Genomic DNA, 17,170 nt, shown 5'->3' with positions numbered 1-17,170 from the left:
GGTTGTCCCTTCAACGCGATGAGCGCAGTAAGGCTTGGGCGATGCGTAGCCGGTACAGACGCGTCGGGCGTCCTTTCGCATGGCGCTGAGCAGTGCCTTCGACGCTCACCAGGCCCCCAGCGTCAAGTGTGCGGATCAGCCGGCGACCGCTCTGATCCGTGATGCCGAGATGGTCGGCGAGCTCACCGGGCGAGATCGCGCGACCTTCCAGTTCGTGGTCCAGTGCCGCCAGGCGGGAGACGGTCGCGGCACTGAGGCCGACGGACTTCGCGAGCTGTTCGACGTCGTCGCCGTGCTCGCGGTAGGAGTAGCTGAGCGCCGCCCGGACCGGACCCATCGGGCCGATGATCACGCCGCTGTCCTCGATCAGGTAGCCGCATGGCTCGCTCTCCCGCTCGGCCCGGGCGGCCGCTTGTTCGGCCAGGGCCACACAGCCGCGGGCGGACGCGCCGACGCCGAACCCGGCCGAGACCTGCGCACCGAGCGCCGCGGCCGCCTCGGCGAGCGCGGGTACGGCGACCCAGTTGCGGGTGATGCGCTCGAACAACGCCTTGTGGGCGAAGACGACGACACCGCGCCGGCCGCGGTCCTCGATCCACGCGCCGGCGAACTCGGGGGTGTTGAGCAACAGATTCATCAGGCCGACCCGGGCCCGTTCCTCATCCTGCGAATGCGAGATCAGGAAGACTCCGGCGGCGAAGCGTTGCGCGCTGGCTCGCTCGGACTCGATCCGGAGCGCGAGCTCGTGCAGCTCGGTCCGGATCGTCGCCGGCACCGGCATGCCGCTCATGATCGGGATCTCGCCGGACAGCCGCTCGCGGACGGCGGCGCGGACGCTGATCACGTAGCTGCGCTCGCCGAACCGGTGGTACGCGGAACGGTGGAACTCGACGATGTCCGCCACGGATTGCGTGGGGGCGTACGGCAGGCAGTCGATGGCGTCGGCGTCGAGCTCGAGCGCGATGGCGACCGCCTCGACCGCCTCGGCGGGAAAGGTGTCGATGCTGACCGGGGTGCGACCCCAGCCACGCTCCTGGGCGCGGTAGAGCGCCAGGGTCAGGTCGAGTGCCGACGAGCGGATCACGCCGACCGGGAGGCCGGGTGGGAGGAGTTCGCGGCTGGCCGTGTACGGGACCGGACCGGCCAGGAAGCCGTCGAGCCGGGTCGTGCTCAGGAACTCGGCGACCTTGGCGCGGATCTCGTCCTCGTGGTCGTAGCTGACCCACTCCAGGTCGACCCCACGGAGCGTGTTCGCGGCTTCCCGGAACAACTCCCCGTGCATTGAGTGGGTCACCACTCCGATCACAATCGCCACGACACCCCTTTACGAACTAGGTTCGTAAATGACTCGTAAATCCGATTCTGACCAAACTCTCCCCTCCCAGGGGTCCAGGTCAAGGGATCAGCCCAAAAGAAATTCCCCAGTGACAAGCCGGCCGCCGAGGAGATCGAACCTGCGTTCCTTACTCCTTCAGGCGGGCCTCGCCAGGGCATGCAGGCCGGCGGCGGCCAGCGGCGCGACCGCCTGACCGACGGATTCGAACCCCGATCCCCGCGTCATGCCCTGCTGGAAGCGGGCGTGGATCCCTTCCGCGATCACTGCGATCTTGAAGTAGCCGAGACCGAGATAGAAGTCGAGCCGGCCGAGGTCGCGGCCACTGATCGTGGCGTATCGCTGGGCGAGTGCGGCCGGCGGGGGCAAGCGGTCGCTGGTGGACGCCGCTGAGCCGCCGATGACGGGGGCGAACGCCGGATCCGCGTACACCAGGTGCAGTCCCAGGTCGGCCAGCGGGTCGCCGAGCGTGGCCATCTCCCAGTCCACCACCGCCCGCACCTGGGCGGGGTCGTGCCGGTCGAGGATGGCATTGTCGATGCGGTAGTCGCCGTGGACGATCGAGGCGCCGCTCTCCTCGGGACACGCTTCGGCCAGCCGCGCGTGCAGCCGCTCGATGTCGGCCAGAGGGCGGGTCCGGACCCGTTGCCACTGGTCGTGCCAGCGCCGCACCTGCCTGGCGAGGTAGCCCTGGGGACGGCCGAACGCCCCCAGCCCGACGGCATCGGCATCGACCGCGTGCAAGTGGGCCAGCACCTCGAGCAGGCTGTCCGCGCATCGGGCGACATCGGCCTCGGACAGCGTGAGCAACTGGTCCGTGGTCCGGATCACGGCCCCTTCGACGTGCTCGACCACGGAGAAGGGCACACCCAGCACCTCGGCGCCGGCCAGGGCGACCGCGCGTGCGACCGGGACCTGGCTGCCGGCAAGGGCCTCGACGACCCGGTACTCGCGGCCCATGTCGTGTGCCGACGGTGTGAGCCCGCCCAGCGGCGGACGGCGCAGCACCCACTTGTGCCGGCCGTCGCCGAGCAGGTACGTCAGGTTCGACCGCCCGCCATGGAGCAACTCGGCGGTGAGGCGACCGGCGAAGCCGGGCACGCGTTCGGCGAAAAACCTTTCGAGCGCGGGAAGATCCAGGCCATCGAGCGCGGACCGCTCAGTGTCCGTCATCGCGCCTCCACGTCACGCCGGTCATCGCGCCGCCTCCACGTCACGCCGGTCATCGCGCCGCCTCCGCGTCGTGGCGGCGCAGGACGCGCCTGGCGATGGCCCAGCGGTGGGTCTCCGACGACCCGTCATAGATCCTGAACGGACGCACCTCACGCAGGTAGCGGCTCAGCAGAACATCGCCCGAGACGCCGAGGGCGCCGCAGATCTGCACGGCACGATCGACGACGCGCCAGATCGCCTCCGCGCAGAAGGTCTTGGCGACAGCGGTGGACTGTGCCGCGCTGCCGCCTTGATCGAGCTCCCAGCATGCCCGCAGGATGAGGCCACGGGACGCGGCGATGTCGATCTCGTTGTCGGCGATCATCTGCTGGACCATGCCGAGCTCGCCCAGCCGCGACCCGAACAGCCGCCGCTCCGCGGCCCGCGCCACCGCGATGTCCTGCGCCCGTCGCGCGATGCCCAGCCAGCGCATGCAGTGCGTCATGCGGGCCGGGCCGAGCCTGACCTGGGCGTAGCGGAAGCCCTCGTCGACCTCGCCGAGTATCGCCTCCTCGCCCACCACGCAGTCGTCGAAGACCAGCTCGACGTGTCCGCCGTACAGGCTCTCGTCGAGGGTGTCGATGTGCCGGACCGTCTTCATGCCGGGGTTGTCGCCGTCGACCAGGAACATCGTCGCGCCGCCCGCCTCGCCCGGCTGCCCGGAGGTCCTGGCCATGCAGATCGCGAAGCCCGCCCCGTCAGCGCCGGTGATGAACCACTTGTGGCCGTCGATCCGCCATCCGTCAGCCGTTCGCGTGGCACGCGTGGTCAGGGCGCTCGGATCCGAGCCCGCGCCCGGGGCGGGCTCGGTCATCGCGAAGCACGAGCGGACCTCGCCCGCGGCGAGTGGCCGCAGGTAACGTGCCTTCTGCTCGTCCGTGGCGATGGCCTCGAGCATGTGCGTGTTTCCCTCGTCGGGCGCCGCGATGTTCAGCGCGAGCGGCCCGAGCAGGGAGTAGCCGGCCTCCTCGAACACGGCGGCTCGGCCGCGCATGTCGAGCCCGAGCCCGCCGTACTCCCGCGCGACGTGCGGGGCGAAGACACCGGCCTCCTTCGCGGCCTGCTGCAGCGTCGTGCGGACCTCCTCCGACCGCGCGACGCCGTGTTGTTCCTCCTCGACGGGAATCACCGTCTCGCGGATGAACGTCGCGGTGCGCCGGGCGACGTCGGCGACATCTGGATCGGGGGCGAGGTCGACGGCCATGGGGTCTCCCATCTGGCTAATCAGCGTTAGCCGAACCGTAGCCTCTGGCGGTGGCAATCCGCCATCATTGCAGCTAATTATCGTTAGCCGAGGAGTCGATGTGGACCGGGTCGAACACATTCGTTCGGTGGCGCTGGAGCTGTTCGCCGGCAAGGGGTACGAGGCCACCACGATGGCCGACATCGGCGAAGCGGTGGGAATGCGCGCGCCCAGCCTGTACAAGCACGTCGCCTCCAAGCAGGATCTGCTCGCCCAGATCATGGAGGCGACGATGCGCGAACTGCTCGCCGCCAACCGCGCGGCGGTCGCGACCACGACCGACCCCGTCGAGCGCCTGCGGCGGGCGACCGAGGCCCACGTCCGCTATCACGCCCGGCACCGGCTTGAGGCGTTCGTCGGCAACCGGGAGATCCGCAGCCTCACCGAACCGCATCGCGGCCGGGTGCTGGAGCTTCGCGCCGAGTACGAGACCCGGTTTCGTGATCTCGTGCAGGCGGGGATCGCGGCGGGGGTCTTCGCCGTGGCATCGGCGCGGTTGGCGTCGTACGCGATCCTCGACCTCGGCATGGGCTTGGCGGCCTGGTATCGCGAAGACGGCGAGCACGCCGAGGACGCCGTCGTCTGGCAGTACAGCGAGTTCGCGCTGCGCCTCGTCGGCGCCAAAGGTCCGGCACTTGAATTGAATTGAGTTTGGTCTAGAGTGGCACGCGGGACGCCCGCAGGCCCGCTGATCAGCGGGTACCGATGGAGGAGAGTCGCGTGCGCGCAGAAGCGGAAGCCGTCGATCTGCTGATCATCGGCGCCGGCATGGCTGGGCTGACGGCCGGCGCCCGAGCCGTGCGCGACGGTCTGTCGGTGTTGATCGCCGAGATCGGCGACGACGTCGGCGGATCGGCGCGCTTCGCCGGCTACGCGTGGACCGCTCCCAGCCACGAGATCATGGATCAGCACAATCCGCGCGGAGCGGCCGCACTGAAACGCGCCCTGGTGGACCGGTTCGCCGACGGCGTCTCATGGATCCGTTCCATCGGCGTCGAGGCCGGGGACGAGCAGGCAATTCTCAGTTTCGGCCGCGGGCATCGGTTCGACACCAACCACTACCTTGACACCTGCCGCCGGCTCATCCTCCAAGGCGGCGGCGAGCTGCTGCTCGACACCGACACCGAACGTCTGGTGACGGAGGAGGGAGTCGTGACCGGGGCGGAGCTGAGGTCGGCCGACGGCACGCGGACAACGGTGCGGGCTCGCTCGACGCTCATCGCGACCGGCGGATTCCAGGGCGACCTCGCGCTCCGTTCCACCCACGTGCACCCGCGGGCCGACCGTATGGAGCTGCGCTCGAATCCGCACAGCCGTGGCAACGGCTACCGCCTGGCCACCGAGGTGGGCGCGGCCACCGGTCACGAGGACGCCGGCTTCTACGGTCACCTCATCCCCAGCGGCATCTCCTTCGCCGATCCGGCGGACTTCGTCGACCTGTCGCTGTACTACAGCGAGCACGCGCTCCTGTTCAACCTGAACAACGAACGGTTCACGGACGAGACGCTGGGCGATCACCTCACCACCATGGCGTTGCTGGAGCAGCCCGGAAGCCGCGGCCTTCTCGTCGCCGACGCCCGGGTGTTCCGTGACTGGATCGTCGGCTCCTATGTCGAGGGCGCCGTCGCCGTCGACAAGTTCGCCCTGGCGAGCAGGCGAGGCGGTCGCGTCGGACTCGCCCAGGACCTGGACGAGCTGGCCTTTCTGCCCGAGGAATGGGGCTACCACGGCAAGGCCGTCCGCGACGGCGTCGAGCTCTTCAACCAGCGCGCCTCGGCGGGGCTCGACCTGCGGCCCGGCCGCGAACTGGACCGGCTGCCACTCGACGAGCCGCCGTACTACGTCATCGAGGCGGTGCCGGCCATCACGTTCCCCTTCCACGGCCTGCGCGTCGACGACCGCGCCCGCGTGCTGGGCGAGGACGGCGAACCGATCGGCGGGCTGCTCGCTGCGGGGTCGGACGTCGGCGGTCTGTGGAACCGCGCGTACGCGGGCGGCATCGCCGCGGCTCTCGTCTTCGGCCTGACCGCGACCGACACGGCCACCGAGACAACCGCCGAAACCGCCACCGGCGCAGCCACCCACACCACCGCCGACGCCTAAAAGACGCCAAGAAGACGCCTAGAAGGAGCCCCATGACCACCGACACCCCCCTGCTCGACGCGTGGTTCGCCACGATGGACTCCGACGAGCCCGAACGCGTGCTCACGAAGATCACCGACGACTTCGAGATGTCCGTGGTGTTCTCCAAGGGCGGCGGGCAGACCGCCGAGTTCCGCGGCGACCGTGAGGGCCTGGTCGGCTATCTCGAGCAGCGCGAGAAGAACGCGCTGGTCCATCACCTGGTCCGGGCCACGGCCGTCGGCGACGTCGAGCTGGGGTTGGGGACGGTGACGCGGGACGGACGGTTCGAGGCGTCGTTCAACGTGACCGCGCTCGTGGACCCCGCCTCCGGCAGGTGCCGTCGGCTGCTCATCTGCCGTACGCCGGAAATCGCCTTTCCCTTGAGCGACCAGTGAGCGACTCGGCCAGGTTCGAGGGGGCGGTCGCGCTGGTCACCGGAGGCGGGTCCGGGATCGGCGCCGCGGTCGTGCGGCAGCTCGATCGCGAGCGGTGCGCCGCGGTCTATGTGGCCGACGTCAACGAGGTCGGAGCGCGTACGGTGGCCGCGACGACCAGGTCCGGCCGCCCGGCCGCCCTGGACGTCACCGTCGCCGCCGACGTGGAGGCACAGGTCGAACGGATCGTCGCGGCACACGGCCGGCTGGACGTCGTCGTGAACACCGCGGGGGTGGACGATCCACGCGCCAAGGAGCGGCTCCTGGCCGCCCAGTTGTCCGGCGAGCCCCTTGATACCTTCCGGTACCTGGAGGACGAACAGTGGCGCCGGGTCATGGCGATCAATCTCGACGGGTCGTTCCATGTCCTGCGGGCGGCGGTGCGGGCGATGATCCCGGCCGGTCGCGGCGCCGTCGTCATGGTGGGGTCGTCGGCGGCCTTCGACACGCTGGTGGGCTACGCCCACTATGCCGCGTCCAAGGCGGGCGTGCACGCGCTCGCGCAGTCGGTGGCCAAGGAGGCGGCGGCCTTCGGTGTACGGGTCAACGTCGTCGCGCCGGGTCCGGTGGACACCCCCATGGCGGCTCGCACCCCGGCGGCCGTCCGGCAGGCGATGGCGGCCTCCGGGCCGATCGGGTACGCCTCGCCCGAGGAGCTGGCGGACAACATCCTGTACCTCGCCTCCCCCGCCGCGTCGAACGTGGTGGGCGCCGTGCTGCTCAGCAACGGCGGCCGGTTCACGGTCTGAGGATTTTCGCGTGGAGATCGACAAAGGAGATCGCTGTGAAAGCTCGACTGTCCGGCCGCGTGGCCCTGGTGACCGGCGCGACCGGCGGGATCGGGGAGGCCGTCATCCGGCGGTTCGCCGAGGAGGACGCGACGGTCGTGATCACCGATGTGGACGCGGAACGCTGTGAGGAGGCCGCCGAGCAGCTCACGAAGGCGGGCGGACGGGCCATCGGCCGCGGCCTCGACGTCACCGACGAGGGTGCCTGGGAAGCGGTCGTGACCGAGGTGGCCGAACGGCTCGGCGGCATCTCCGTGCTGGTCAACAACGCCGGCATCGCCAAGATGACGGACGTGGAGACGGAGACGCTGGAGACGTGGGAAGCCGTCGTCGCGGTCACCCAGCGCGGGGTCTGGCTCGGGATGAAGCACGCCGGCCCGGTGATCGAGCGTTCCGGCGGGGGGTCGATCGTCAACGTCTCGTCGATATTCGGCACGGTCGGCGGATTCGGCGGCCAGTTCTCCTACCACGCCGCCAAGGGCGCGGTCCGGCTGATGACCAAGAACGCGGCGCTGCACTGGGCGGAGCGTGGGGTCAGGGTCAACTCGTTGCACCCGGGTTTCATCGAGACCCCGCTGTCACGCAAGCTCTGGCGGGGTACGCCCAGGCTTGACCTGATGGTCGACAACACGCCGATGGGGCGGCTGGGCCGTACCGACGAGGTCGCGAACGCCGCGCTCTTCCTGGCCTGCGACGAGTCGAGCTTCGTCACCGGCTCCGAGCTGTACGTCGACGGCGGCTACACCGCCCGCTGAGCTCCGGGACCGCACCACCCGCTGTGTCCCGGGGCCGTACGGCGACGCGGTCGGCTACTCCGTGCCGCCGTCCACACGCGTGTACTCGCTCACTCCGCCATCGACCGTGACGATCACCTGTCCGCGCGCCGCGAGAACGTCGAGGTGCGCGACGGTCTCGTTGACCGCGAGCATCTGGTTGAAGTCGTCCAGGCTCGCGAACGGCACCTCGCGCCGGGTCCAGGTCAACCGCTGTGCCACCGCGTACGCGTTCAGCGTCCGGTCGCCAAGGACCCGCAGCGCCTGCGCCAGGCGTACATCGTGGTGGGTCAGCAGTTCGGCGACGCGAGCGTGGGCGCTCCCGGCGACCGGGCCGTGCGCGGGCAGCAGTCGCGCGTCGGCGAAGCAGGTCATCAGCCGCAGCGAGGCGAGATAGTCCGCCAGCGGAAACCCGGGGTCGCCGAGCTCGAAGCCGATGGACGGCGTGATGTGCGGCAGCACGTGGTCACCGGAGAACAGCAGGCCCGCCGCCTCGTCCAGGTACACCACGTGCCCTCTGGTGTGGCCGGGCGTGGGGATGACGCGCAGGCTCCTGCGGCCGAGGTCGAGGACGCCCGCGCCGATCCAGCCGTCCGGCGCCTCCCAGTCGCTTTCGGTGAAGCGGCCGAAGTCCAGGCGGGAGAGCCGGTCGGCGAGGTCGCCCGCGCCGCCGTGGCGGAGCACCTCCAGGGAGGTGACCGGCACGTTGCTGCGCACCTCGCCCAGCGTGTCCAGGCCGGGTCGCTCGCCGGCGCCGAGATACACCCGCGACCCCAGGAGCCGGCGCAACGCCACCGCCTGCGTGTAGTGGTCGCGATGGATGTGGGTGACGAAGATCTTCGTGATCCGGCCGAGGTCGTGCCCCAGCGACGCCATGGCCCGCTCAAGGACACGACGGGACTGGGGCAGCGCCCAGCCGCCGTCGATCATGACGATGCCGTCGTCCTCTTCGAGCAGGTAGACGTTGACGGCGCGCAGACCGTCTCCGGGGAGCGGCAGCGGGACGCGGTGCACGCCGGGCCGGATCGTCTCCGCTCCGGCCTCGGCCCACTGGCCGCTCCGGGCCGGCGCCGTCACGCCTCCGCCTTGCCAGCCGGGCTGGGCAGGCGGGCGAGCAGGTCACGGGCGAGGTCGCGGGCGCCCGGCCGGGAGATCTTGCCGACCGTGGTCTGCGGCAACGCGTCGACGGCGAAGACCAGCTCGGGCCACTTGGTCTTGGAAAGTCCGACGCTCCGCAGATGCCGGGTGATCTCGTCGAGCCCGATCCCGTCTCGGTCGGTGAGGGTCACCAGCGCGGCCACTCGTTCGCCGAGGATCTCGTCGGGGACCGGCACCACGCAGACCTGCCATATGCCCGGGTGGGTCGCGACGGCGCGCTCCACCTCGGTGACGTCGATGTTGCGGCCGCCACGGATGATCACGTCCTTCTCCCGGCCCATGACGCTGACGGTCCCGTCCTCGTTGGCCATCATGAGATCGCCGGTGGGGAAGAACCCGTCCGCGGTGAGCGCCGGAGGGTCGATCCTGCCTTCGTGCGCGTACCCGAGAAATAGCGACGGCCCGCGCACCTGGGCCCGGCCGACCTCGCCCCGCGACACCTGGCGACCGTCCGGGCCGACCATCCGCAGCTCGGTGCCGGGGAACGGTCGCCCGTCACGGCCGAGCCGGATCTCCACCGGCTCCTCCGGCGACGGCGAGGTGTGGCCCAGGCACTCCGACATCCCGAACACCCGCAGGATCCTGGTGCCCAGCGACTCCTCGGCACGGCCGAGAGCCCCGACGTCCATCGGACCGCCGCCGACGGTCATCGAACGTACGCCCTGGAGCGCCCGTGACCCGGCGGCGGTGGCGCCGAGCTGGAGCGCCATGGTCGGCACGCACATGGTCCACCGCGCCCGCGTCCCGGCCATCCGGGTCAGCACCGCGGCGGGGTCCCACCTGCTCCACAACACCAGTGGGCCCGCCAGCGTCAAAGCCATGAAGACGCCGAAGCAGTACGCCGCGGTCGAGGACAGCGGCACGAGCGCCGCGACCGCGTCGCCTTGGCTCAGGCCGTTGACGGCGATGGTGCGCGAGCAGGCGTAGCGCAGGGCGTCCTCGGACTGGACCACTCCCTTGGGCCGCCCCGTCGAGCCGGAGGTCAGCCCGATCAGCGAGCCACCGGACCACCGCGAGACGTCCCGCGGCCCGTCGTCCGACCACACCCCCCAGCCGTCCCAGCCGCCCCCGGCCGCGCGCACGGACCACTCCGCGAGAGCGGACGGTTCGGCCACCACGGCGTCGGGCCGGATGTCCTCGAAGGCCGCGGCGAACTCGGCGGCGGTGGTGTGGCGATTGACCACCGCCAGCACGCCACCGTTCATCCCCACGGCCAGGGTCGCCGCGACGGTCCGCCAGGAGTTGTCGGCCTGCAAGAGCACGGTCCCGGCGCCGCCGCCCAGGGATTCGGCGAGCCCCGTGGCGCGGGCGAGCAGCTCCCGCGCCGTGTGCTCGCCCGAATCGTCGATGACGGCGACGAAGTCCGACTCCTCGGCCCGACGCCGGAACTCACTCACAAGGTGCCGCATACGGCCCCCTCCACCATCAGCTCGTGAACATCTCCAGCTCGGTCCCCATCACCGCGATCCGGCGGCCCCTCATGTCGCCGACCTGGGCGACCGCCGCCGCCCACTCGGGGCTGTCCAGAGCCTTCCGGAGATCTTCCGGGCTGTCGAAGCTCAGCACCGACATCCCGTCCCAGCCTTCGGACCGGCTTTCCAGCGCCGCCTCTATCTCGGTGTGCCGCCATGCCCGCAGACCCGGCAGCCGACGGGTGAGCTCCGCGTGCTCACTCCGCCACCAGGCGATGAACCGGTCGTGGGTCCACTCCGGCGGTCGCGCGGCCAGAAGCACGAGGTTGTACATGTCATCCCTCCGATCCGGGCGCCGCCGGCCAGTCCAGCAGCTCGAACGAGGTCGTGAAGAACGACTGGTAGCGCAGCATCCGCCCGTTGGCCGACACTACCGCCGCGGAGTGGAATGCCCCGGTGGGCCTGCCGGACTCGGTCACCACCCCGTAGACCATCTCCACGTTGCCGTCGACCGCCGAGCGCAGGACGTTGTGCACCCGTTCGACCGCGGCGCGGCCGGTGATGTAGCGGGCGAAGTCCTCCTTGGACTGCCCGCTCACCTGCCCGCCGGGAAGGGCGATCAGGAAACGGAAGTCCGGCTCCACGTACTCGAGCGCCTTCTCCGGGTTCTGGCCGTCCATGCGGGCCATGTACTCAAGCAGCACCATGATGTGCATCCTTCCTGGTGTCAGCGGTCCGGCGGGGTGAAGAAGTCGCCCTCGGACACGAACTGGCCGCCCTTCACGACCACTTTCTGCACCGCGCGGGTGCCCAGGTGGTTGGCCGCGCTGAAGTTCATGACGGGCGCGACACCGGGGTCGATGCTGCCTGCCTTCTCGTAGGCCGCGATGAGCGACTGCGAGGTGACCGGGCCCTGGACGGTCTGCGCGATCTGGACGAACACCTTGGCGGCGGTCCACCCCCACAGGGCGATGAAGTCCGCGGGCTGTTTCGGCTCGTACTTGGCCATCGCGTCGCGAAACTCCTTGACGGCCGGATCCTCGTCGCTGGGCACCTTGACCAGTTGCACCGCCTTGAAGCCCTCTGCGGCGTCCCCCGCGAGGGTGAGCGTGGAGGCCGCGGCGGTGGGCGCGTACCCGTACATAGGCACCGACAGGCCCTGCAGCTTGGCCTCCTTGAGGAAGGCCGCGGCCTCCGGCGAGGCGAGGATGACGATCACCGCGTCAGGCTTCTTGGCCTTCACCTGCGTGATCGTCGGGCTCCAGTCGGTGGACTGGAACTTCACCGACAGCAGTTCGGTGGTGCTGCCCGGGCTGACCTTCTGCAGGACGGGCCCCACCTGCTTGGCGACGTTGACGAACGCGGCGGGGTCGCTGTGCACCACCAGCACCTTCTTCGCGCCGTCCTCCCCCGCCCAGGCCGCCAGAGCCGCCGCCTGGTCCTCATAGAGGGTCTGGGTGCCGAACAGGCCGGGACGCGGCGGCGTGTACCAGGTGGCGGCCCCGCCCAGCTCGTTGAGGATCGGTACCTTCGACTGCTGCAGGACGAACGGGAAGCTCGCCTCGCCCTGCGCGGTGCCGTTGGCGGCGACGATGGCCACGACCTTGTCCTGGCCGATCAGTTCCCGGGCGATCTGGACGGTCTGCTGCGGGTCGAAGGCGTTGTCCTTGACGATCCAGTTGATCTTGCGGCCGTTGACGCCGCCCTTGTCGTTGATCATCTTGAAGTACGCGTCGGCGCCCGCGCGCTGCGGGACGCCGGAGGCCGCCACGGCACCCGTGAGGGGATACCAGGCGCCGATCTTGATCTCTTTGTCGCTCGCGGCGCTGGAGCCGCCCCCGCCGCAGGCGCCCACGGCAAGGACGAGGGTCGCGACGCAGGTGGTGAGAAGGTGTGTGGAACGGAGGCGCATGACGTTCTCCCACAACTGAGTTCAGTTCAGTTTACGAGACTGTATCGTCGCGCTCACCATGCGGCAATAGCGGAATGCCGGGAAAAGGAAACATCGGGCGCGCGACTCGCGTCAGGGCCGGACAAAGCGACCGGCACGACCTTCGGCGCAGGTCGTGCCGGTCATCGTGGCCAGCGCTACGGCGCGACCATCCGCACGCAGCAGTCTTCGGTCAGCTCGCTCACGGAGGACAACGTCACCAGGCCCTTGGGGCGATACCAGCGCCAGACGCTCACGATCATGCCGAGCATGTTCAGCGCGAGCGTGTGCGGGTCACGACGCGCGAAGGCCCCCTCGGCCATCCCGCGCTCCAGCAACTCGGTCCAGGCCGCCTCGATGCCGTGCACGAGTTCGCGGGCCGCGAGCCGCTCGGCCTCCTCCTTCTTGGAGTTGCGCGGCACCGCGAGAATGGCCAGGTTGTTCTGCAGGATCCGCATCTGCAGCACATTCTGCTCGGACACCGCGTACGCCGAACGCACCGCCGCCCGCAAGGCCTCCATCGGGTCGGGCTGGTCGGCGGTCGCCTTCGTGAACATCTCCAGCGAACGCTGGAGCTCAAGCCGCATGATCGTGAGCAGGCAATGCGCCTTCGACTCGAAGTAGTGATAGAGCGCGGTCTGCCCGATCCCCACCTGATCGGCGACCACCGACCACTTGGTGGCGTCATAGCCGTTCTTACCGAAGTTCTTGACCGCGGCCGCCAGGATCGCCCTCCGCTTGGAACGGGGACTTTCGTCCGGCTCGACGATCTTCGCCGCCTTCATCACCGCACCCCCCACTTGTGCGCCTGGGAAACGTCGCGGCCCGGCCGGCCTCTGCCGCCGACCTGACTTGAACTCGGTTCTAGTTTCATTCCCCGTCATCTTACCCATCGAAGGTGCTTGCACGTCCCGGTTGTCGATCAAGCGACCGGGACACCCGCCGTACGCCTAGCGCTGACAAGGGTGGCCCGGCCGTTCGGCAGCCCAGTCCATGGGCTGGGAGAAGCCGCCGCTCGTCGGGGTGACCGCGCTCGCCGCCGTACGGAAGCATCCTGCGGGCAGGAGCGGCAGGCTCACCGAGGACGACCCGCGTCGCACCTGGTAGACGCCACCGGGCACCGTGGCCTGCGCCGGCGCGGTGAGCGCGCACGGCAGGACGTTGGCGCCCGCGCAGGCGGCGGCGGGGGTCTGGGTGGTGAGCGTGAGGCGGACGGAGTGTCCGGGGCGCACCGCCCAGAGGCGCGGGTGGAGCGCTATGTCGAAACGGGTGACCTCGCCCGGTGTCAGGTAGCTGTCGCCGGTCTGCCGGGTGTAGGGACGGATGATCGTCCCGTCGCGGTCGCGCCAGGTCTTACGGGGATCGAGGGCGCGCTGGCTGCCGAGCACCGCCCCGAACGTGATGGGCGCCGCCGTCCCGTCCGGTGCGACGTCGGAGAGGGTGGCGATCAGCACGAGGTTGGTATTGCTGGAACTGGCGTACACGGCCGCGCTGACGGGTCCCGCCAGGGTGGCGCCGTCGGCGAGAGGAGGCGTCGAGTAGGTGAGCGTGCCGCCCGCCGTGTCCGGCGCGGCCCACGCGATCGGGTCGCCGCCCTCGGCCGATCGGGAGGGCTTGAGCGCCCCGTTGGCGTGGAGGTAGTACGTGGTGTAGTCGGTGACGATCGGGTATCGCGCCGCGTTGACCCAGCGGTCGGCCCGCAGTTCGTACAGGTGCATCGGGGTGCTTGTCCGGTCGATGCCGGTGTTCGCGTGCTTCAACCACGTGTCGTACCACTCGAGCATGATGGTGTTGTCGAGGCCCTGACCATGCCCCCAAGGGCCGACGATGATCTGGTAGCGCCCGGTCACCGGCTGGCCGGGATCCATCGCGGCCTGGACGGGGCGGTCGTGGTAGGCGTTCTGCAACGCCGTGTAGAACTCGGTCGCGCCCCGGATGACCACATCGTCCCATCCGCTCCACAGCAGAGCGGGGATGTCGTTGTCCACGATGTCCTGGGCGAAGGTGATGGGCTGGCGCGAACGCCAGAAGTCACGGTTGTAGGCGGCGTCGCCGCCGCTCTCGACCTCCGTGACCAGGTCGGCGAAGAAGGATTTCGCCGAGGGGGTGTCGCCGACGGAGGCGGCGGCGCGCTTGAGGAAGGGGAAGTCCCCCGTCAGGATCCCGTCCACCAGGAAGGTCTCCCTGAGGTAGTCCTGCGCGGTGCACGTGGGGATGATCGTTTTCAGCGGCGAGCCTCGGCCGATTCCGGCGGCGGTGTAGAGCTGGGTCTCCCCGGCGTACGAGCAGCCGTAGCCACCGACGACGCCGTTGGAGCCGTCCAGTTCACGGGCTGCCCAGTAGACGGTCCGGACGCCGTCGCGGTGGTCGCGGGCCGACACGTAGCCGAACTCTCCACCGGACGTCCCGGCCCCCCGCGACCGAACGGTCGCGAAGATGTATCCGTACGGGACGAAGAACGGATTGACCGCGTCCGTGTACGGCGTCTGCTGCAGGATCACCGGGAACCGGCCGGAGGCGCGCCGCCCGGTCGCCGGATCCGTCGGATAGGCGACCGTGGCCGTCAGGGTCACGCCGTCGTCCATCCGGACGGGAACGTCCGAGACGACCGTGGTGCCGTAGCGGGCCGGTCCCGGCTCCCATCGCCCGCCGGGCCATGGAGTGGGCGCCTGCCGGTCGGCCCGCGCGGGGGCCTGACCCCCGGCGAGCAGGACCGCGGCGAGCACGCCCGCGAGGACGACGGACCAGACCCGCCGATGCCAAGATGTGGCCATCTTGCACCTTCCCGATCGCTTCCTGAACTGAACTCACTTGAGCTCACCAGCAGTGTGCGGCAGGTACGACCCTGTACGCCAGAGCTGAATTCAATTAGGGTTCGCTGGTAGTCATCCACGAGGAGGCCTCCCATGCCGTTCGTACTCATCCATGGCGCCGGCTTCGGCGCGAACTGCTGGGACGAGCTGATCCCCCTTCTGAACGCCGAGGCGCTGGCCGTCGACCTTCCCGGCCGTGGCACGCGGGCCGGAGCCGACCCGCGCACGGTCACCCTCGCCGACTGCGCCGAAGCCGTCCGCGAGGACGTCGAGGCGAAGGACCTGCGCGACGTCGTGCTGGTCGGTCACTCCTTCGCCGGGGTCACCGTGCCACGCGTGCTGGACCTCGTGCCGGAGCGGATCCGGCACGTCGTTCTCGTGTCGGCCGTGGTGCCGCCCGACGGGTCACGGGTGCTCGACCAGATCGATCCGGGCGTACGGGACCTGGTCGAGCAGTCCATCGCCGGTGGCGTCTACCACCAGACCCGCGAGGGGGCCGCCGCGATCCTGTGCGACGACATGGACGAGGCGACCACCACGGCGACCCTGGACCGGCTGATCGACGACTCGGCCGCGCTGCTGAGCGAGGTCGTGGACCTGAGCGGCTACCAGCGCGCGATCCCGCGCACGTACGTGCACCTCACCCGGGACCTGTGCTACGTCGAGGAACTGCAGCAACGGTCCATCGCGCTGCTCCGCCCGGAGGTCGTCGATCTCGACACCGGGCACATGGCGATGATCAGCGCGCCGGAGAGGCTCGCCGCCGTCCTCAACACCGTCCACGGCTGATCACATCCGTTCGATGATCGTGGCGTTGGCCATGCCGCCTCCCTCGCACATCGTCTGCAGGCCGTAACGTCCCCCGGTGCGCCGCAGCTGGTGCACCAGGGTCGTCATCAGCCGTGCCCCGGTGGCGCCCAGCGGGTGGCCGAGCGCGATCGCTCCCCCGAACGCGTTGGTCCGCTCGGGCGCCGCCCCGATCTCCTTGCGCCAGGCCAGCACCACCGACGCGAACGCCTCGTTGATCTCGATCAGATCGATGTCACCGATGGACAGACCAGAACGATCCAGGATCTTCTCGGTGGCCGGGATGGGCCCGGTGAGCATGTAGATCGGGTCCGAGCCGACGACGGCCATGCTGTGGACCCGGGCCAGCGGCGTGAGCCCGTAGCGGCGCACCGCGTCCGGCGAGGCGACGAGCAGCGCGGCGGCGCCGTCCGAGATCTGGCTCGACACCGCGGCGGTCAGCCGGCCGCCCTCGCTGAGTGTCCGCAGCCCCGCCATCTTCTCCAAGCTGGTCTCGGCCCGCGGACCCTCGTCGGCCTCCAGGCCGAACGCGGGCACGACCTCTTCGCCGAACACCCCGTCCGACCATGCCGCGACCGCGCGCCGATGGCTGTCCAGGGCGAATCGCTCCATGTCCAGCCGCGAGACGTCCCACTTTCGCGCGATCAGCTCGGCGCCGCGAAACTGCGACACCTCCTCCTCTCCGAAGCGAGCCCGCCAGCCCGCCGCGTCGTACGGCGCGCCCATGCCCTCACGCTCCCCCAGGACGGCCGGGCTTGAGATGGGCACCAGACTCATGACCTCGACACCACCGGCGACGACGAGGTCGGCGGTGCCGGACATGACGGCCTGGGCGGCGAAGTGGACGGCCTGCTGCGACGAGCCGCACTGCCGGTCGATGGTGGTGCCGGGCACGTGCTGGGGCAGCCCGGCGGTCAGCCATGACGTGCGGGCGATGTTGCCCGTCTGCGCGCCGATCTGGCCGACGCAGCCGAAGTAGACGTCATCGACGGCCCCGGGGTCGATCCCGGTGCGGGCGATGAGCGAACGCAGCACGTGGGCGCCCAGGTCGGCGGGGTGAACCCCGCTCAGCGCCCCGTTGCGGCGGCCGACAGGGGTACGGACGGCATCGACGATGAAGGCTTCGGCCATGGTGATCCACTC

Annotated in this window: 17 protein-coding genes; 6 read left to right on the top strand and 11 right to left on the bottom strand. The window is 70.2% G+C overall.

Features of this window, described 5'->3' with window-relative positions; translation table 11 throughout:
• Positions 1-10 precede the first annotated feature (10 nt).
• From AB0B61_RS33570 to AB0B61_RS33560, 3 genes are all read right to left on the bottom strand, one after another.
• Positions 11-1,315: a hypothetical protein gene (locus tag AB0B61_RS33570; RefSeq protein ID WP_358440485.1), complete on the bottom strand. Its 1,305-nt coding sequence runs from the start codon at positions 1,313-1,315 to the stop codon at positions 11-13.
• A gap of 156 nt (positions 1,316-1,471) precedes the next feature.
• Positions 1,472-2,506: a phosphotransferase family protein gene (locus AB0B61_RS33565; protein ID WP_358440483.1), complete on the bottom strand. Its 1,035-nt coding sequence runs from the start codon at positions 2,504-2,506 to the stop codon at positions 1,472-1,474.
• 49 nt (positions 2,507-2,555) lie between these two features.
• The gene (locus AB0B61_RS33560) at positions 2,556-3,749 is read right to left on the bottom strand and encodes an acyl-CoA dehydrogenase family protein (RefSeq protein WP_358440480.1); all 1,194 of its coding nucleotides are present in this window, start codon (positions 3,747-3,749) and stop codon (positions 2,556-2,558) included.
• Between the two features lie 127 nt (positions 3,750-3,876).
• Here AB0B61_RS33560 and AB0B61_RS33555 point away from each other — a divergent pair, with 127 nt between their 5' ends.
• The 5 genes from AB0B61_RS33555 to AB0B61_RS33535 all read left to right on the top strand — a co-directional run bounded on the left by AB0B61_RS33555 (position 3,877) and on the right by AB0B61_RS33535 (position 7,889).
• Entirely contained in the window at positions 3,877-4,437 is a 561-nt protein-coding gene (locus tag AB0B61_RS33555; RefSeq protein ID WP_358440477.1) for a TetR/AcrR family transcriptional regulator, read from the top strand.
• A 71-nt stretch (positions 4,438-4,508) separates the two neighbouring features.
• Positions 4,509-5,891, top strand: coding sequence for an FAD-binding protein (locus tag AB0B61_RS33550; RefSeq protein WP_358440475.1), 1,383 nt, complete (start codon positions 4,509-4,511; stop codon positions 5,889-5,891).
• 32 nt (positions 5,892-5,923) lie between these two features.
• On the top strand, positions 5,924-6,307 hold the full coding sequence (locus tag AB0B61_RS33545; protein WP_358440472.1) for a hypothetical protein: 384 nt from the start codon (positions 5,924-5,926) through the stop codon (positions 6,305-6,307).
• Positions 6,304-7,095 carry an SDR family NAD(P)-dependent oxidoreductase gene (locus AB0B61_RS33540; RefSeq protein WP_358440469.1) on the top strand — a complete coding sequence of 264 codons (792 nt, stop codon included), beginning with the start codon at positions 6,304-6,306 and terminating at the stop codon, positions 7,093-7,095. Before AB0B61_RS33545 ends, AB0B61_RS33540 begins: the two co-directional genes overlap by 4 nt.
• Before the next feature lie 35 nt (positions 7,096-7,130).
• Positions 7,131-7,889: an SDR family NAD(P)-dependent oxidoreductase gene (locus AB0B61_RS33535; protein WP_358440466.1), complete on the top strand. Its 759-nt coding sequence runs from the start codon at positions 7,131-7,133 to the stop codon at positions 7,887-7,889.
• 54 nt (positions 7,890-7,943) lie between these two features.
• Here AB0B61_RS33535 and AB0B61_RS33530 read toward each other — a convergent pair whose 3' ends face one another.
• The 7 genes from AB0B61_RS33530 to AB0B61_RS33500 form a co-directional block, all read right to left on the bottom strand.
• A complete protein-coding gene (locus tag AB0B61_RS33530) occupies positions 7,944-8,984 on the bottom strand; it encodes an MBL fold metallo-hydrolase (RefSeq protein WP_358440464.1) in 1,041 nt (346 codons plus the stop codon).
• A complete protein-coding gene (locus tag AB0B61_RS33525) occupies positions 8,981-10,474 on the bottom strand; it encodes a class I adenylate-forming enzyme family protein (protein WP_358440461.1) in 1,494 nt (497 codons plus the stop codon). Before AB0B61_RS33525 ends, AB0B61_RS33530 begins: the two co-directional genes overlap by 4 nt.
• A gap of 16 nt (positions 10,475-10,490) precedes the next feature.
• Positions 10,491-10,811 carry an EthD family reductase gene (locus tag AB0B61_RS33520; RefSeq protein ID WP_358440458.1) on the bottom strand — a complete coding sequence of 107 codons (321 nt, stop codon included), beginning with the start codon at positions 10,809-10,811 and terminating at the stop codon, positions 10,491-10,493.
• Between the two features lies 1 nt (position 10,812).
• The gene (locus AB0B61_RS33515) at positions 10,813-11,184 is read right to left on the bottom strand and encodes a hypothetical protein (protein WP_358440456.1); all 372 of its coding nucleotides are present in this window, start codon (positions 11,182-11,184) and stop codon (positions 10,813-10,815) included.
• Positions 11,185-11,204: 20 nt separating this feature from the next.
• The gene (locus AB0B61_RS33510; RefSeq protein ID WP_358440453.1) at positions 11,205-12,389 is read right to left on the bottom strand and encodes an ABC transporter substrate-binding protein; all 1,185 of its coding nucleotides are present in this window, start codon (positions 12,387-12,389) and stop codon (positions 11,205-11,207) included.
• Between the two features lie 176 nt (positions 12,390-12,565).
• Positions 12,566-13,192 carry a TetR/AcrR family transcriptional regulator gene (locus tag AB0B61_RS33505; RefSeq protein WP_358440450.1) on the bottom strand — a complete coding sequence of 209 codons (627 nt, stop codon included), beginning with the start codon at positions 13,190-13,192 and terminating at the stop codon, positions 12,566-12,568.
• A 165-nt stretch (positions 13,193-13,357) separates the two neighbouring features.
• Positions 13,358-15,181, bottom strand: a complete 1,824-nt coding sequence (locus tag AB0B61_RS33500; protein ID WP_358440447.1) for a CocE/NonD family hydrolase — start codon at positions 15,179-15,181, stop codon at positions 13,358-13,360.
• A gap of 132 nt (positions 15,182-15,313) precedes the next feature.
• Here AB0B61_RS33500 and AB0B61_RS33495 point away from each other — a divergent pair, with 132 nt between their 5' ends.
• Positions 15,314-16,009 (top strand): alpha/beta fold hydrolase, encoded by a 696-nt coding sequence (locus AB0B61_RS33495; RefSeq protein ID WP_358440444.1) that lies wholly within the window; start codon positions 15,314-15,316, stop codon positions 16,007-16,009.
• Here AB0B61_RS33495 and AB0B61_RS33490 read toward each other — a convergent pair whose 3' ends face one another.
• Positions 16,010-17,158 carry an acetyl-CoA C-acetyltransferase gene (locus tag AB0B61_RS33490; protein ID WP_358440441.1) on the bottom strand — a complete coding sequence of 383 codons (1,149 nt, stop codon included), beginning with the start codon at positions 17,156-17,158 and terminating at the stop codon, positions 16,010-16,012.
• Positions 17,159-17,170 lie beyond the last annotated feature (12 nt).

This window comes from Nonomuraea sp. NPDC049158, from assembly GCF_040648335.1.
Taxonomy (GTDB): Bacteria; Actinomycetota; Actinomycetes; order Streptosporangiales; family Streptosporangiaceae; genus Nonomuraea.
Note: the sequence above shows the minus strand (reverse complement) of the source record. Positions and strands in the feature narration are given on the sequence as shown.

Bases quoted from the DNA above. Each gene is read 5' to 3' on its own strand.
- AB0B61_RS33495 (WP_358440444.1), top strand. From the start codon at position 15,314: ATGCCGTTCGTACTCATCCATGGCGCCGGCTTCGGCGCGAACTGCTGG.
- AB0B61_RS33505 (WP_358440450.1), bottom strand. From the start codon at position 13,192: ATGAAGGCGGCGAAGATCGTCGAGCCGGACGAAAGTCCCCGTTCCAAG.
- AB0B61_RS33545 (WP_358440472.1), top strand. From the start codon at position 5,924: ATGACCACCGACACCCCCCTGCTCGACGCGTGGTTCGCCACGATGGAC.
- AB0B61_RS33515 (WP_358440456.1), bottom strand. From the start codon at position 11,184: ATGGTGCTGCTTGAGTACATGGCCCGCATGGACGGCCAGAACCCGGAG.
- AB0B61_RS33510 (WP_358440453.1), bottom strand. From the start codon at position 12,389: ATGCGCCTCCGTTCCACACACCTTCTCACCACCTGCGTCGCGACCCTC.
- AB0B61_RS33525 (WP_358440461.1), bottom strand. From the start codon at position 10,474: ATGCGGCACCTTGTGAGTGAGTTCCGGCGTCGGGCCGAGGAGTCGGAC.
- AB0B61_RS33500 (WP_358440447.1), bottom strand. From the start codon at position 15,181: ATGGCCACATCTTGGCATCGGCGGGTCTGGTCCGTCGTCCTCGCGGGC.
- AB0B61_RS33520 (WP_358440458.1), bottom strand. From the start codon at position 10,811: ATGTACAACCTCGTGCTTCTGGCCGCGCGACCGCCGGAGTGGACCCAC.
- AB0B61_RS33565 (WP_358440483.1), bottom strand. From the start codon at position 2,506: ATGACGGACACTGAGCGGTCCGCGCTCGATGGCCTGGATCTTCCCGCG.
- AB0B61_RS33560 (WP_358440480.1), bottom strand. From the start codon at position 3,749: ATGGCCGTCGACCTCGCCCCCGATCCAGATGTCGCCGACGTCGCCCGG.
- AB0B61_RS33490 (WP_358440441.1), bottom strand. From the start codon at position 17,158: ATGGCCGAAGCCTTCATCGTCGATGCCGTCCGTACCCCTGTCGGCCGC.